We start from the raw sequence: 14,785 nt of genomic DNA, 5'->3' as shown, positions 1-14,785 counted from the left end.
TCACAATGGCTTCAATTAATTTGTTACCTTATTAATCGCACTGCTTACTTCCACGCTGATGGCTAATCTTTACGTGGGTGAGATTCGCACTCACTGGTTCTTACGCACTTATCTTGGCGCACCATAAGATAACTTCTCCTTAAGGGATAATAAAATGAGAGCATTCAACACACTTTTAAGAGACAACAAATGAAGCTTAAGGGTCTTAATATATTATGACTTAAGAATCAAGTTAACAATTTTGTGTTTTTTATTGAAAAATTTGTAAAAAATATTTAATTTTTATATTCAGATTGATAAAAAAGATTGTGGGACTAATTTTAACAGATCCTAACAAATATTTTTATAGGAATAAATATGAATTATTTTACAAAAGAAACATTTGCTTTTTTATATGAATTAAAAAGAAATAATAATAAAGAGTGGTTTCATTTAAATAAAGATAAATTTGAAACATATGTTAGAAATCCATTTTTAAAATTTATTATTGACTATGAACCCTATTTAAAGAAAATCGCTCCTCAATACGAGGCCATAGCAAAAAAATCGGGGGGATCTTTATTTCGTATTAATAAAGATACTCGATTTGGTAATAGAGATGAACCCTATAAAACATGGATTGCTGCTCAATTTCGTCACCAGAAAGGAAAAGATTATACTTCTCCTGGATTTTATCTACATATAGAACCAAATAAATCTTTTTTTGGAGCAGGCATTTGGCATCCCGATACAGCAACATGTGGAAAAATTAGAAAATCTATTTTTGATTTTCAAGATGAATGGTTAAAAAATAAAAAAATATTTAAAGAAAATTTTGAGATGAAAGGGAATTCTTTAAAAAAAATTCCAAAAGAATTTTTAGATTGTCCAAAAGTTGAAAATGATTTAATTCGGAAAGATTTTGTGATTGATCATTTATTAACTAAAGAAGAAATTCTGAGTCCGGAACTCTTAAATAAAATTGTTAAATTAACAGAACTTTCTTCTGATTTTGTATCTTTTTTAACAGATTCAGTAGGATTAAAATATAAATAAAAAAATAGGCGTAAGATTTTATTAAAATTTCACGCCTTTAAATATTTTATTAATTTCTAAATAATCTAAAAGAATCAACAACACTGCCCTGTTGATCAACTTTTTGCAAACGAACAAAACCATTTGCTTCATCTACCATACTATGTAAAATTCTAAATCCGCTATTTTCTAAACTATATACAGTAGTTGTTCTTGGTGCACGAATTCTAAGAACTTCTAAAAAACCTTCTATAGGAAAAAATGCCATTCTAGTACAAAAAGAAAGATTTCCTAATTAATCAAAACCACATACGTTTTTATCTTCTACCAATTGAACATCACTATTTGAAATTACATTTAATTTATAAACCCCTTTACCAGGTGAGTAGTCGCTAGACCAAAAAGAATTTACTGGTAAATTGTGAGCAAAAGCGGAAGTTGTAATTAGCATTAAAGAAGAAAGAATAATTTTTTTCATTTTTATTTCCTTTGTAAAAATATTTATTTTGTTGGGACGTTTCCATTCTATTAATTTATAAATTTTTATTTGTCAATTATTTAATTCATAATTATAAATATTTTTTATAAAAAACAAATGTTACTCATTAAATATTATTTTTATTATAATACTTATATTTAATATTTTTTTATAAATATTCTTGACGATTTGAGATTTTAATGAAAAAAATTAAAGAGAGAATTTTAAAAAGTTAAAGCTCTCTCTTTAATATATCATTAATATTATCTTTTTCAAAATAAGAGGTTTCATTTGCTATCCTTTTTTTTTTATCGTTAAGTCCTTTATTAGTTTGTATTTTAATTATTTTTTATTTTAAAAAAAGCGCGTCTTTTTCAGCCGTAATAAGCATAATTTATTCATTTATATTAATATTTTCATATTCAAAGTTTAATATAAATCAAGTGACTTTAACAAGTGCTTTTTCAGTAAGCATTATTATTACTCTTACAGTTGCATTTGTTATTATTCCAGGTCTTTATTTTAACGAAATATTGAATAAACAAGGTATTTTAAAAAGTCTTGTTTCATCCATAAAAAACTTCCCTCTAGATAATGAAAAAAAATCTTTAATTTTAATTTTAGGAATCCTTCCTGCACTCGAGTCCTTTACTGGCTTTGGAATTTCGTTACTTCTAGGAATTCCAATATTTTTTAAATTATATTCTCCCATGCAAGCTTTTCAATTATCAATGTTAAGTTTAAACACCATTCCATGGGGAACTCTTGGTATATCAACAGTTATTGGATCTAAATTAACTGGGTATTCTATTCATGATATTGGAAAAATGAGTTCTCTCATAAGTTTTTTAATTTTTCCATTCATAGGAATGATGACTTTATATATCATTGGTAAATATGATTTAATAAAACGTAAGTGGTTTATTGGCCTTGGTCAAGGTTTTCTTTTTGCAACTTTACTATTTAGTTTTAATTACTTTGGATTGACTGAAATTGCAGGAATTTTGACTGGAGTTATTACAAGTTTAATCATGTTGCTATTTTTTTATTTTTCTGAAAAAAATAAACTAGAATTTATTTTAAAAATAAAAGAAGTCTCGAAATTTATTTTTCCTTATGTCTTATTATTAATTGTGATTATTACTTTTAGAATTCCATTTATATATAATTATTTAGAAAATATTATGAAAATTCAAAATCAAAATATTTCTTTTAACCCATTCATTAGTCCTGGATTTAGCTTATTTATAACAAGTTTAATTTTATTTTTAATAAAACCTATTTCAATTGATTCTAAAATGATTTTTGTTAAAACAAAAATAGCAATATCAAGTTTATTTATGTTTATTTTATTAGCACGTATTATGTTTGAATCAAATATGGTGACAGAAATTTCAAATACTTTACAAAATTGGGATGCAGGTATTATTAAAATAATAATTTTACCTTTATTTGGAATGATCAGCGGTTTTATTACCGGTTCAAATGTAGGAGGTAATGTTCTTATAATGAATGTTCAACAAAAAATTGGAGAATCCTTAGGAAATGGATTGCTTTTCTCTGCAGTTCAAAATAGTAGTGCAGGACATGTTATCTTTACATCTTTACCAATTATAATATTGATTATGACAATAGCGAATAGCTCTTTTAAATATAAAAATGAAATTATAATCAAGGAAAAAGATCTTCTTTATTTTGGATTAAAAATGGCATTATTTATTTATTGTTCGATTTTAATAACAACCATTTTACTTTATTATTTTATTTAAAATTATTCGTTTAATGAATATAGTCTCTAGGATTATTTTATGGCATAAGAAAGAATTAGAAACTTTAAAGGCATTTTGTTTTTTTAAAGGAGATCCTTATGCTTAACAATACATCAATTTGGCCCAAATCAAGAATTTTAAATCTATTTCATATTGAAAATCCAATTGTACAAGCAGGTATGGTTTGGATAAGCGGTGGTAAATTAGCTGCCGCAAGTGCAAATACAGGCTGTTTAGGTATCATTGGAGCGGGCAGCATGAATCCAGATCTTCTAAGACATCATATTCAAAAAGCAAAAAATCTTACTACAAAACCTTTTGCAGTAAACATCCCGTTACTTTATGATAAGACAAAAGATCAAATTGAAGTTGCATTAAATGAAGGGGTTAAAATTTTTTTTACGAGTGCTGGTTCACCAAAAACATGGACTTCTTTTTTAAAAAAAGAAGGATGCACCGTTGTTCATGTTGTTAGCACTCCAGAATTTGCAAAAAAATGTGAAGATGCTGGTGTAGATGCAGTTGTTGCAGAGGGATTTGAGGCAGGAGGACACAATGGGCGTGATGAAATAACAACTCTTGTACTGTTGCAACAAATAAAAGATCACATTTCTATTCCTGTTATTGCTGCTGGTGGAATTGGTTCAGGAAGCTCTATTCTTGCTTGTTTGGCTTTAGGTGCAGAAGGAGTTCAAATAGGTACTGCTTTTGCAGCTACTATTGAAAGCTCAGCCCATGAAAATTTTAAAAATGCGATGTGCCAAGCAAGCTTTAATTCCACTTTTTTAAGAATGAAAAAATATGTTCCTGTTCGTTTGCTTGAAAATGAGTTTTCTAAAAGAATTGCCTCAGCTGAAGATAGATGCGCTGATAAAAATGAATTGATCGAAATTTTAGGAAAAGGTCGTGCAAAAGAAGGCATGTTAAATGGAAACATTGAAGAAGGTGAACTTGAAGTAGGTCAAATTGTTTCAGAAGTAACAGAAATTTTATCTTGTTCTAAATTAGTAAATAAGTTAACTCAAGAATATTTAGAATCAAAAAAAATATTTTTTTAAATTTATACAATCATAATTATAAATATAAAATATAAAAATAACGAATATATACATATTAAATACAAAATAAATTGATAAAAAATTAACTAAAGAGATTTTTCATTGACACGATGAAGTTAAAGTAATTTTGACAGTGTCAAAAAAAATGCAATCTGCAAATTTAATTTTTTATGAATTGCATGGTTGAAGTTAAAGGTTTAGGAGGCTAACTGTTATGGGATTTCGTATAGCTACTAACGTGCAATCATTAAATGCACAACGTAACTTAACAATAAGCAACGACATGAATAATCTTTCAATGGAAAAATTATCATCAGGCTTCCGTATAAATAAAGCTTCTGATGACGCAGCTGGTTTAGCAATTAGCGATAAATTAAGAGCTGATTATCGCGGTTTAATAATGGCAAGAAGAAATGCAAATGATGGTATTTCATTAATCCAAACAGCAGAAGGTGGATTAAATGAAATAGGCAATATTTTATCCCGTCTTCGTGAGCTTTCAATCCAAGGAGCAAGCGATACGATTGGAAATACAGAAAGAGGATTTCTGAATAAAGAATTTGGTCAATTAAAAGATGAAATCAATCGTATTTCAAAAACAACTGAATTTAATGGAACATTACTTTTAGTTGGAGATCAAGATGATATTGACGATGAAATAAAAAAACGCTCAAATACATTTCCCCTAGAAATTCAAGTTGGTAAAAACTATTTTGAATCTGCAGATAACTTAGATAATCCAAACCCAACCAACATCATTCGTATCGACTTTAGTAATGTGAATGCATCCGTGAATGAAGAGGGATTAAACCTAGGCACATCTGAAGATGATGAAATGTCCAGCGTTGCTTCAAAAGAAATGTCTCAAAAATCTATTAATGTTCTTGATGAAGCCATTACAAAAGTCTCTTCTTACCGCTCCACAATGGGTGCGATCCAAAGTCGTCTTAATTCAACAATCAATCAGTTAAGTATCCAAGCAGAAAACAATGCTGCAACAAATAGCCGTATTCGTGATACCGACTTTGCCGAAGAAACAGCTAAACTTGCACAATCAAATATCTTAAAACAATCTGGTGTTTCTGTTCTCGCTCAATCCAATCAAATTCCATCTCTTGCATTACGTCTATTAGGGTAACGCTCCGTATTTTGGGGATAGGTATTTATTCTATCCCCAAAACAAAACATAAAATGGCAGTTTATTATAAGCAAAAAATAAAGATATTTTAGGAAGCCCTAATACAGCAATTAAATCTTTTGGCACACCTTGATGAATTTCAGGAATCCCAATATCAAAACTATAACCTTCATTTTTTAGTGCTAATTTCGATTTTCCACATATCTGATTACAAATTTCGCTTGTTACGTCTTTAATATCCGCATCAGAAACCTTTCCGTCTTCAGGTAACATAAATACCGCTCGTGTTATTGCTTGTGCAGATAATAATTCCATGCAAAAAGCCATAGTTCCTTTGCCACTATCTCTTGCCAATTGCATTCTTCCTGCAACAACAATTTGTAAATGCACGTCTTCGCCAACAACAGGCTTTAAAAAAGAAGGCTCAGTTCTTGTATTTGTTTTAACAATTTCTTTTGTTGATTTAATAAAAGCGTTCAATACTTTGACATCAAAAATAGCAGCTTCTGTTGCTAAAAAATCTTTTAAACTTTTTGGAGACCCTCCAGAAGGTTTTGCAGAAGGTACGCGAGTTGTTCCAGATGAATTTGATTGATATGAATTGCTTGAGAAAGATCCTCCTTTAGAAGCGCCACCACCTGAGCCAATAACTTTTGTTAAGTTATCAATTTTTGTATCTATTTGTTTTATATCTGCGTGAGACTCAAGTACATGTTCCTTTAATTTTGCAATATCTTTTTTAAGCTCTTTTTGCTCTCCCAATAAATTTTTTTGAGTTTCAATGAGTTCCATTATTTTATCAATAATATCCTCATAATAACGATCTAGCTTTTTTTCTAATGGGTTTTGGGCCGACATCCTTCTTTCATACCTCTCGTCCTAACAGAGAGTGGTAGCAATTAACTGACATATAAGTGTATCGATTAGCTATGCTAAAATCTGAAGGAGTGTTAAGGGGGAAAAATGACGCAATCTATATTCAATAACATCATAGTTGTTGACGACGATCCTGACGTTCTTTCGCAAATGGAAAAAATATTTCAGAAAATAGGAAAGAAAAACTATAAAGGTTTTCCTGGAGCAGAGCCAGCAATTAAAGAATTGGAATCCAATGCAACAGCTTATGATATCATTTTTGTAGATGTAAGAATGCCTGTTATTTCTGGAATTGCTTTAGTTCAATTTATAAAAACTCACGAAAACAAAAAAATAAGAGATTGTTTTTGCATTCCTTTAGTCGGAAGTATTGGAAAAGAAGACAAAGCTATTATTTCTGAATTTAATTTTTATGAAACTTTAACGAAACCAATAGCGGAAAAAGATTTTCTTAAAAGATTTGAAGAATTAGAAGAACAGCAAAAAAACCCAGAAAGTGATAGAAACTTTCAAAAGGAATTCCAAAATTCATTAATAGAAAAAAAATATAAAAAGGCGGAAGAACTTTTACTACCAAGATTAAAAAAAGAACCAAACTCACTTCGTTTTTTAACACTTTATGCAGAATTATTGTTAAGAGCACATGATGTAAAAAAATCTGAAGAATTTTTAAATAAAATTTTAAAAATTGACCCACATCATATTCCTGCTTTAAATCTTATTTCTAAAGTTCATATTAAAAATAATAAATTTGAAGATGCTATGAAAGCTCTCGAAAAAGCAAAATTATTAAGTCCTCATAATGTTGAAAGACTTTTAGTTTTAGGTGAACTCAATTTAGGCAACGGAGATGCAGATAAAGCAGAGGAAAATTTTAAAAATGTTTTAAAATTAAACCCTACAGATGATAGAGCCTCATTTGGTTTAGGAAGAGCATTAGCCACTCAAGGAAAAACAGAAGAAAGTAAAAAAGTTTTATCAAGTCTTAAAAAAGGTGCAGAACTAGCAAGTTTTTTTAATAATAAAGGCGTCCTTTTAGTGAAGTCAGGAAAATATAGTGAAGGGGTTTCACTTTATAAAAATGCTATTAAAGTACTAGACATGCCTGACAAAGAATATTTGTTACTTTACAACATTGCATTAGCTTATTCAAAATTGGGAGATAAAGCAAAGGCAATTGAAAATGCAAAAAAAGCAGTTGAAAAAGCTCCTAAAGATTATGTGAAAGCTAAAAATCTACTTGAAAAACTTGAAAAAGAAGCTCCTTCTGCAGCTGCTGCAACAGCTAAAACAGCAGAAACTCCAGCAGCTCCTGGCGAAGTAAAGAAAGACTCTCCTAAGTGTTTACTTACAGGAGATCAAATGACTTTTATTATGGGTGGATTCGAAGATGAAGTTAAAGCGCCACCTCCTCCACCAGCGGAAGAAGAATTTATTACATTTGGTATGGATTGATATAAAAATTTTATATTTATATCTAAATTATTTATTTCAGAAAAAGTTTGAATTCTTTGATATGTCAAATTAGAAATTGTATTTTCTTTTTCAGATGAAATTATAGTAGAATCCGAAATTTTTTCAGGAGTTTGAATTAATATAAAACTTCTATTTCCATTATCTTCTTTATTCAATTCTAAAATAGCTTGTGCTGTTGTTCCAGAACCTGCAAAAAAATCTAAAATGATATCATTTCTATTATTGACAGTAACGATTTTTATTATTCTTTTAATTAACTCCACTGATTTTGGCATATCAAAATGTGTATTTTTTAATATTTTTTTTAAATCTTTATTACCTGAAACATTTATATCCATCCAAACATCATTTCCTAATTTTGTTTCACTTGAAGGAACATAATGCTCTGGTTTTCCCGTTTTACCAAGCCTTAAAAGATCTATTTTTTTTCCACTTGTTACTTGATTTGAAAACCAATTATCTATTTCATGATTTTTAATATTACTCTCATTATTTGTTTTATTTAGATTTACTAATAATGAAATATAATTTTGAATTGCAATTAAACTTCTTTCTTTAGACCATCTCCATTGGCCTTTTTTAGGAGAGATTCCAAAAAGCTCATACCTTAAGTTTGGTCTATCTGTTCCACGCCAATGATTATTCCAAGTACCGGCTTTTTTATAGGATCGATTTATTTCAAATTTTTTTATTTTTGAATCTTTTTTTTTGCTATAGAAAAGGACGTATTCATGGCCTATAGCAATGCTATTTGAATATAAAAATTGAGCTTGAACATTTTTTGTCCCTCTAGGAACAATAATACAATTTCGAAAATTTTCTTCACCAAATATTTTATCCATTAAGATACGTAAATAATGAACTTCATTATCATCAATACTAACAAAAATAAATCCATCATCTTTTAATATTTTATGTGCAATTTCTAAACGAGGTCTCATCATTTCTACCCAGTTTTGATGAGAGCCAAAATTATCATTATAAATAAATTTTCTTTTCGTATTGTAAGGGGGATCAATATAAATTAATTTTATTTTATTTTCATAAAATGTGATAAGTTCTTTCATTACTTGAAGGTTATCTCCTTCAATAATAGAATTTAGCACTTTATTTAAAGGAATTTGTTTTTTAGATTCAACATCTAAAAAATTACTCATTTAAAAACTCTAATAACTTTTCAATTTTAAAAAACTCATCTTCTGCTACTTTTCCACCGGCAACAAAAGCATGACCGCCACCAGAAAAATTCTTGGCAAAATAATTTCCTAAATGTTTAGATGAATCTTTAGGTTTATTCCAAGGATTTATACCACATGATAAAGAAGAACCATTTTTATTAAAACTTGGGAATATATGTAAAGCATAATTAGCGTCTTCAAATAACATATATGGTAAAAATCTTCCCATACCTGCATATTCTTTACTTTCAACAAAATTTGCGTAAGCAACTTTACCTTCTAATCGCGTCGATTTTTTATAGGAGCGGTATTGTTTATTAAAAGATTGTTCTTCATGGTTTAAAATTGCTTTATAAAGAAAATCGGAGTCAAAAAGATCTTCAACAGAAGGATTTTTTGAAATTTGTCTTACAAGTTTTTTGTATAGCGCTGCTTTATCTATAATAGAATGACTTGGGCTAAATAAAGTTTGTAACTTTACCGAATTTGATGAATAATCATGCGCAGCTTCACAACTTACATATAAAGCCCCATCGATAATTTCAGCTAAATCAATAAATTCTTCGTATTCTTTGATAAATTTAATTGGAAATTCGAGTTCATGATGATGAGTTCTTAATAAACCTGGAGTACTTATGGCGCTGGTATCCCACTTTGTAATTACATTTGGAATGATTTCAGAAGTATTATTTTCATTTAAAAAAGGAAAACTCGAACCTGTTGGATGATGATCTATCCAATAACAATCTGGAATTTTTTTATTTTGACCTAAACTTTTTTCTAAAGCTCTCTTAGCTGCAAAAAAACGATTGCTAAGTAAGGAAGGATGTAAAGTGAAATCTAAAATAGCACAGGGCCATTTGATTTCTTTTAAACTCCAATCTCCTTGAGATGAAATATGATTTACGGGTTGAATATCTGTCGTCCAACCAAATTTTCCAAATTTATCATAAATAAATTTAGAAAATAATGCGGCAGCTATACCGCCATCAGCATCGGAATGACTGTATATGGAATAAATAAGATCTTTTGCCATTATTAATATCCAGAAATAATTAAAAATAGTTTCATGAATATATTAAAAAATGTATTTAAAAAACCAAAAATAATAACTATCATTCCAACAATAGAGATAATCATTGCTTTTTCTTGAAGTTTTCTAGCTGTATTATAACTTACATTATTAATTAAAATATTCCAACCTGCATAACCAGGCAAAGGTAACAAAAATAAAGCACCTAAGACCATATTTGTTAAACCAATTGTTGAAAGCATGAGTTGAGCTAATTTTTCTGGAGTTGAAAGATCTAATGTAGGCGAAGGCATTATGCTTCCTCCTAAAAAAAATCTTAAGGTAATCATGCATATTATGGAAATTAAAAAGTTGATACTAACACCTGAAAGATAAATAATATTCACATCTAACTTTGGTTTTTTAAAATATCTTGTATCAATTTGAAACTGTTTAGGCCACCCTAAAACAAAGGGAAAATTTGCTAATATAGAAATAAAAGGAAAAATAATTGTTCCCACTATTTCAATATGAGGAATTGGATTAAATGTTGCTAGCTGTGTCGTTTGAAAAGAATTATCCCCTTTTCTTTTTGCCATTATAGCAATTCCAGCTTGATACATTGTAATAGCAATTAAAAAACCTAAATATTTAAGTAACGCGATCGCAATTGAAAACTCAGGATTAGAACTCATTATATAAAACATCCATTATTAAATTAAAAACCAGTTTTTTCTTTTATCTTCTTTTTTACAAACCAAATCACTAATAAAGTAACTATAGCAATACCAAGTATGATAAAAATACTATATTGTCCCTTTTTAACATAATGATCTAGTACTTTTAAATCACTTAATTGTCTTTCACCCCAAAACCCAAGATAAACCCAAACAGGAACACTAATTAAGGCAGCAATTCCGTCTGTTAATACAAATTTTAAGTAGGAAACTTTTTTAGAGATTCCGGTAACAACAAAAATGGGAGATCTTAGACCCGGCATAAAACGAGCTGCAAAAATAAACCAAAAGCCATGTTTTGCAAATTTTTCTTGAATCCATTGGTAACGCTCAGGTGTCACTATTTTTGAAAAAAACTTTATTTTTAAAAGCTTTTCTCCAAATATTCTTCCTAAGAAATACATTGTGCTATCGCCTATTAAAACACCAGCCATAGAAACTGCCAGCATATAATGAACTTCATTACAACTTTTTAATGCTTGTAAAAAAGTTCCATCAACAGAGCACGCCATAGATGAGATAAAACCACCAGCTACGAGAGTAATATCTTCAGGTACTGGTAAGCCAAATCCACAAAGTAGTAAAACCCCAAATACGGCTATAAAACCGTAATTTGTAAAAAAGACGATAAGATTATTTAAATCTAACAACACAGTAACTCCAGACATGCACAAGAAAAAAAACCAATGCATGTATAATTAACCGATATGAACAGCCCCTGCAAACAATCAAGCCTCTGGCAAATGATATATAGCTTTTCTCAATCCTATTCTAATTTAAAAAGATAAAAATGATATCGACTCAGTTTAGGGGTTTTAAAAGTCTTAAATGAAACATGCTTTTTCAATAATACCCTATAAATTAATAATTTTACTAGAACTATCGTTTTATGGAAACTAACTTGAAACAAATAATATAGATTTATCTACTTGCGAGTTGACACAATAAAATAGGTGCTTATGTTCCTCGCAAGCAGGGAAAAAAGCTTATCCTGTATTTTAAGCTTAATTATAAAGGCCTGAAATTAATAGCTTTTCTCTCTTTCTATTTAAATCAAAAAGTGATTGATTTTCATCCCTTATCTCGGAGGTTTTCGTATGAGTAAAATAATTGGTATCGACCTAGGGACAACTAACTCAGTTGTAGCGGTCATGGAAAATGGCCAAGCTAAAGTAATCACAAATCAAGAAGGTGAGCGTACAACTCCTTCCGTTGTTGCTTATACTCGTGACGGTGAGTTTATTGTTGGTCGTGCGGCACGCAACCAAGCGGTAACAAACCCACGTAACACTATTTACTCAGCAAAACGCTTTATTGGTAGCCACTTTTCAGAACGCTCTGAAGAAGCTACAAAAATGCCATACATTGTAAAAAAAGGTCCTAGTGACAAAGTTTTATTTGAAATTGGTGGAAAAGACATGGCACCGCCAGAAATTTCTGCAAAAGTTCTACAAAAACTTAAAGAAGCAGCAGAAAGCTATCTTGGCCAAACAGTAACAAAAGCAGTTATTACTGTTCCTGCTTATTTTAACGACTCCCAACGCCAAGCTACTAAAGATGCTGGTAAAATTGCTGGTCTTGAAGTTCTTCGTATTATCAATGAGCCAACAGCAGCCGCTCTTGCCTATGGCCTTGATAAAAAAACAAACCAAAAAATTGCTGTTTATGACTTTGGAGGCGGTACATTTGACGTTTCCGTTCTCGAAGTTGGCGATAACGTAGTTGAAGTTCTTTCCACAAACGGCGACACACACCTTGGTGGCGATAACGTAGACGAACGCCTTATTGACTTCCTTGTTGCTGAATTCAAAAAACAAACATCTATGGACGTGTCCAAAGATCCAATGGCTATGCAACGTCTTAAAGAAGCTGCAGAAAAAGCAAAAATTGAACTTTCAGGACAAACTAAGGTAGACATCAATCTTCCTTACTTAACTGCAGATCAAACAGGTCCAAAACACCTTGCTGTAAGCCTTATGCGTTCTCAATTTGAACAAATGATTATGGACATTATCGACAAAACAATTGAGCCTTGCCGTTCTGCACTTCGCGACGCAAACCTCTCTATTGATCAAATTGATGAAGTTGTCATGGTCGGTGGTTCAACTCGTATTCCACTTGTGGGCGAAAAAGTAAAAGCATTCTTCAAAAAAGAACCAAACCGTACCGTAAACCCAGATGAAGTGGTTGCTGTTGGGGCTGCTGTTCAAGCTGGTGTTCTTGGTGGTGAAGTAAAAGACGTTCTTTTACTTGACGTAACTCCACTCAGCTTAGGTATTGAAACTTTAGGTGGTGTATTTACAAAACTTATTGAACGCAATAGCACAATTCCAAAACGCGCAAGCCAAATTTTCTCAACCGCTGCTGATAATCAGACAAGCGTTGAAATTGGTGTATTCCAAGGTGAACGCGAAATGGCTCGCGACAACCGTAGCCTTGGCCGCTTTAACTTAACAGAAATTCCATCTGCACCACGCGGTGTTCCTCAAATTGAAGTTACATTTGACATTGATGCAAACGGTATTTTAAACGTTTCAGCAAAAGATCTTGGCACAAGCAAAGAACAAAAAATTACGGTTTCTAACTCAGGCGGACTTTCTGAAGCAGAAATCAAACGCATGATGGAAGAAGCAGAGCGTCACGCTGCAGAAGACAAAACACGTCGCGAAACAATTGATGTACGTAACAAACTCGACAGTATTGTATTCCAAACGGAAAAGAACTTACGTGAAAATGGAGATAAACTTCCAGCAGAAATGAAGTCTTCCCTCGAGACAGAACTTGCAAGCGCACGCACTGTTCTTGAAACAAAATCTGAAGATAAAGCAGCTCTTGAAGCCGCTATTACAGCTCTTGAAGCCAAAGCACACAAGCTAGCCGAAGAAATGTATAAAAATGCAGGAGCTCAAGGGCAAAACCCTCAAGGCGCTCCAAATGCAGAAGGCGGAGCTCAAGGTAACAACCAAAACAACTCCAAAAATAAAGATGGTGTTGTAGACGCTGAATTTGAATCCAATAACTAAGATTTAAATTTAGACATTAACGAAAAAACCTCACTAAAACTTTAGTGAGGTTTTTTTATTTATAAATATTAAAAAAAATCTATTTTATTTTTTTACATAATTTATTTTATTTCCAGATAAATCAATTATAGCTTTTTTAATTTCGCTCAAACAGTTTTCATCTGCGGTTATTTGATCATCTATTGTTCCAGATAAATATTTTGCTTGAATTACTTTATCATTAATATTAAAATTTTGTTTTTTATCGAACGGATTTGAAATTACATACCACTTAAAATTTAAATTATATGATGCAGAATAAATTATATCACTTACTTTTTTACTTTTATCCGTAGATTCAGGATTTGTAACCCCTATTAACTTATGCCTAACAAATTTACATGTAATTGATATATTTACAGTACCAGCAATATTGTTATTATCATCAATTTGTTGGTTTTCAATGGCTCCTCTTGTAATTTCATATTCATTAAATTCAGTATTAAACAAAACATAATTATTATTTACTGGATTTCTTTCTAAACAACTAGAATTTATATTTGTTTTAGTAGCCTTAAAGCTATTTGAAATTTGTGGAGTCAAATAATCAACAATATTTGAAACTGGAGTATCCTGAATATTTTTAGAAGATTCTTCTTGTTTTTTTGAGTCTGATTTTTTTTTCAGAAGGTTTACATCCGTAAAAAGCACTCGCAGTCAACAATACAAAAGTTAACGATTTTAAATTTATCATTTTTCTTACCAACAAAAAAAGAAACTTTTAAAAATTTTTATTTAATAAATAAAAGTTTGTATTACTAAGTTTAATTCATATCTAATTAATAGAAGAACCATTTAAAGAACGAATTGCATTTGCAATACTCTTTGTACAGTATTCATTTGCGATTTCATTATTATCTCTACTTCCAGAAGTATATTCTGAACTTATTTCATTATTATATATAAAAAAGTTTTCTTTAGAGGAAAATGGATTACTTTGAATAAACCAACTAAATTTTACATTATAACTTGCAGAATAAAGCTCAT

At 30.2% G+C, this 14,785-nt stretch carries 15 protein-coding genes; 6 read left to right on the top strand and 9 right to left on the bottom strand.

The window, feature by feature from the left end; all coding sequences use genetic code 11:
- The first annotated feature begins 357 nt into the window (after positions 1 to 357).
- Positions 358 to 1,035: a DUF2461 domain-containing protein gene (locus ACIQ56_RS07650; protein WP_397600479.1), complete on the top strand. Its 678-nt coding sequence runs from the start codon at positions 358 to 360 to the stop codon at positions 1,033 to 1,035.
- 49 nt (positions 1,036 to 1,084) lie between these two features.
- Here the strand turns inward: ACIQ56_RS07650 and ACIQ56_RS07645 are convergent, their stop codons facing one another.
- On the bottom strand, positions 1,085 to 1,282 hold the full coding sequence (locus ACIQ56_RS07645) for a hypothetical protein (protein WP_397600478.1): 198 nt from the start codon (positions 1,280 to 1,282) through the stop codon (positions 1,085 to 1,087).
- Between the two features lie 27 nt (positions 1,283 to 1,309).
- Positions 1,310 to 1,492, bottom strand: coding sequence for a hypothetical protein (locus ACIQ56_RS07640; protein WP_397600477.1), 183 nt, complete (start codon positions 1,490 to 1,492; stop codon positions 1,310 to 1,312).
- Between the two features lie 296 nt (positions 1,493 to 1,788).
- Here ACIQ56_RS07640 and ACIQ56_RS07635 point away from each other — a divergent pair, with 296 nt between their 5' ends.
- From ACIQ56_RS07635 to ACIQ56_RS07625, 3 genes are all read left to right on the top strand, one after another.
- Positions 1,789 to 3,261, top strand: coding sequence for an L-lactate permease (locus ACIQ56_RS07635; protein ID WP_397600480.1), 1,473 nt, complete (start codon positions 1,789 to 1,791; stop codon positions 3,259 to 3,261).
- 98 nt (positions 3,262 to 3,359) lie between these two features.
- A complete protein-coding gene (locus ACIQ56_RS07630; RefSeq protein WP_397600476.1) occupies positions 3,360 to 4,319 on the top strand; it encodes an NAD(P)H-dependent flavin oxidoreductase in 960 nt (319 codons plus the stop codon).
- Positions 4,320 to 4,533: 214 nt separating this feature from the next.
- Positions 4,534 to 5,457: a flagellin gene (locus tag ACIQ56_RS07625; RefSeq protein WP_397600475.1), complete on the top strand. Its 924-nt coding sequence runs from the start codon at positions 4,534 to 4,536 to the stop codon at positions 5,455 to 5,457.
- Between the two features lie 30 nt (positions 5,458 to 5,487).
- On the opposite strand, the gene ACIQ56_RS07620 is transcribed toward ACIQ56_RS07625, so the two are convergent.
- The gene (locus ACIQ56_RS07620; protein WP_397600474.1) at positions 5,488 to 6,315 is read right to left on the bottom strand and encodes a chemotaxis protein CheX; all 828 of its coding nucleotides are present in this window, start codon (positions 6,313 to 6,315) and stop codon (positions 5,488 to 5,490) included.
- Between the two features lie 105 nt (positions 6,316 to 6,420).
- On the opposite strand from ACIQ56_RS07620, the gene ACIQ56_RS07615 reads away from it, so the two are divergent.
- On the top strand, positions 6,421 to 7,788 hold the full coding sequence (locus ACIQ56_RS07615) for a tetratricopeptide repeat protein (RefSeq protein WP_397600473.1): 1,368 nt from the start codon (positions 6,421 to 6,423) through the stop codon (positions 7,786 to 7,788).
- Here the strand turns inward: ACIQ56_RS07615 and ACIQ56_RS07610 are convergent.
- The 4 genes from ACIQ56_RS07610 to ACIQ56_RS07595 are packed head-to-tail and all read right to left on the bottom strand — an operon-like array spanning position 7,692 to position 11,389.
- Positions 7,692 to 8,966, bottom strand: a complete 1,275-nt coding sequence (locus ACIQ56_RS07610; RefSeq protein ID WP_397600472.1) for a site-specific DNA-methyltransferase — start codon at positions 8,964 to 8,966, stop codon at positions 7,692 to 7,694. The two genes, ACIQ56_RS07615 and ACIQ56_RS07610, sit on opposite strands and share 97 nt — an antisense overlap.
- Positions 8,959 to 10,023 carry a hypothetical protein gene (locus tag ACIQ56_RS07605; protein ID WP_397600471.1) on the bottom strand — a complete coding sequence of 355 codons (1,065 nt, stop codon included), beginning with the start codon at positions 10,021 to 10,023 and terminating at the stop codon, positions 8,959 to 8,961. Before ACIQ56_RS07605 ends, ACIQ56_RS07610 begins: the two co-directional genes overlap by 8 nt.
- A 2-nt stretch (positions 10,024 to 10,025) precedes the next feature.
- Positions 10,026 to 10,694, bottom strand: coding sequence for a site-2 protease family protein (locus ACIQ56_RS07600; RefSeq protein WP_397600470.1), 669 nt, complete (start codon positions 10,692 to 10,694; stop codon positions 10,026 to 10,028).
- A 23-nt stretch (positions 10,695 to 10,717) separates the two neighbouring features.
- Entirely contained in the window at positions 10,718 to 11,389 is a 672-nt protein-coding gene (locus ACIQ56_RS07595; RefSeq protein WP_397600469.1) for a DedA family protein, read from the bottom strand.
- Positions 11,390 to 11,833: 444 nt separating this feature from the next.
- On the opposite strand from ACIQ56_RS07595, the gene dnaK reads away from it, so the two are divergent.
- Positions 11,834 to 13,759 carry a molecular chaperone DnaK gene (gene dnaK, locus ACIQ56_RS07590; protein ID WP_397600468.1) on the top strand — a complete coding sequence of 642 codons (1,926 nt, stop codon included), beginning with the start codon at positions 11,834 to 11,836 and terminating at the stop codon, positions 13,757 to 13,759.
- Between the two features lie 84 nt (positions 13,760 to 13,843).
- Here the strand turns inward: dnaK and ACIQ56_RS07585 are convergent, their stop codons facing one another.
- Positions 13,844 to 14,449, bottom strand: a complete 606-nt coding sequence (locus ACIQ56_RS07585; RefSeq protein ID WP_397600467.1) for a hypothetical protein — start codon at positions 14,447 to 14,449, stop codon at positions 13,844 to 13,846.
- Between the two features lie 124 nt (positions 14,450 to 14,573).
- A partial coding sequence (locus ACIQ56_RS07580; RefSeq protein ID WP_397600466.1) for a hypothetical protein occupies positions 14,574 to 14,785 on the bottom strand: 212 nt, incomplete at its 5' end.

It is taken from the genome of Silvanigrella sp. (assembly GCF_044369315.1).
Taxonomy (GTDB): domain Bacteria; phylum Bdellovibrionota_B; class Oligoflexia; order Silvanigrellales; family Silvanigrellaceae; genus Silvanigrella.
Note: the sequence above shows the minus strand (reverse complement) of the source record. Positions and strands in the feature narration are given on the sequence as shown.

Excerpts from the sequence above, each read along its gene's own strand:
- ACIQ56_RS07615 (WP_397600473.1), top strand. The coding sequence starts at position 6,421 with ATGACGCAATCTATATTCAATAACATCATAGTTGTTGACGACGATCCT.
- ACIQ56_RS07605 (WP_397600471.1), bottom strand. The coding sequence starts at position 10,023 with ATGGCAAAAGATCTTATTTATTCCATATACAGTCATTCCGATGCTGAT.
- ACIQ56_RS07645 (WP_397600478.1), bottom strand. The coding sequence starts at position 1,282 with ATGGCATTTTTTCCTATAGAAGGTTTTTTAGAAGTTCTTAGAATTCGT.
- ACIQ56_RS07600 (WP_397600470.1), bottom strand. The coding sequence starts at position 10,694 with ATGAGTTCTAATCCTGAGTTTTCAATTGCGATCGCGTTACTTAAATAT.
- ACIQ56_RS07640 (WP_397600477.1), bottom strand. The coding sequence starts at position 1,492 with ATGAAAAAAATTATTCTTTCTTCTTTAATGCTAATTACAACTTCCGCT.
- ACIQ56_RS07630 (WP_397600476.1), top strand. The coding sequence starts at position 3,360 with ATGCTTAACAATACATCAATTTGGCCCAAATCAAGAATTTTAAATCTA.
- ACIQ56_RS07620 (WP_397600474.1), bottom strand. The coding sequence starts at position 6,315 with ATGTCGGCCCAAAACCCATTAGAAAAAAAGCTAGATCGTTATTATGAG.
- dnaK (WP_397600468.1), top strand. The coding sequence starts at position 11,834 with ATGAGTAAAATAATTGGTATCGACCTAGGGACAACTAACTCAGTTGTA.
- ACIQ56_RS07650 (WP_397600479.1), top strand. The coding sequence starts at position 358 with ATGAATTATTTTACAAAAGAAACATTTGCTTTTTTATATGAATTAAAA.
- ACIQ56_RS07610 (WP_397600472.1), bottom strand. The coding sequence starts at position 8,966 with ATGAGTAATTTTTTAGATGTTGAATCTAAAAAACAAATTCCTTTAAAT.
- ACIQ56_RS07625 (WP_397600475.1), top strand. The coding sequence starts at position 4,534 with ATGGGATTTCGTATAGCTACTAACGTGCAATCATTAAATGCACAACGT.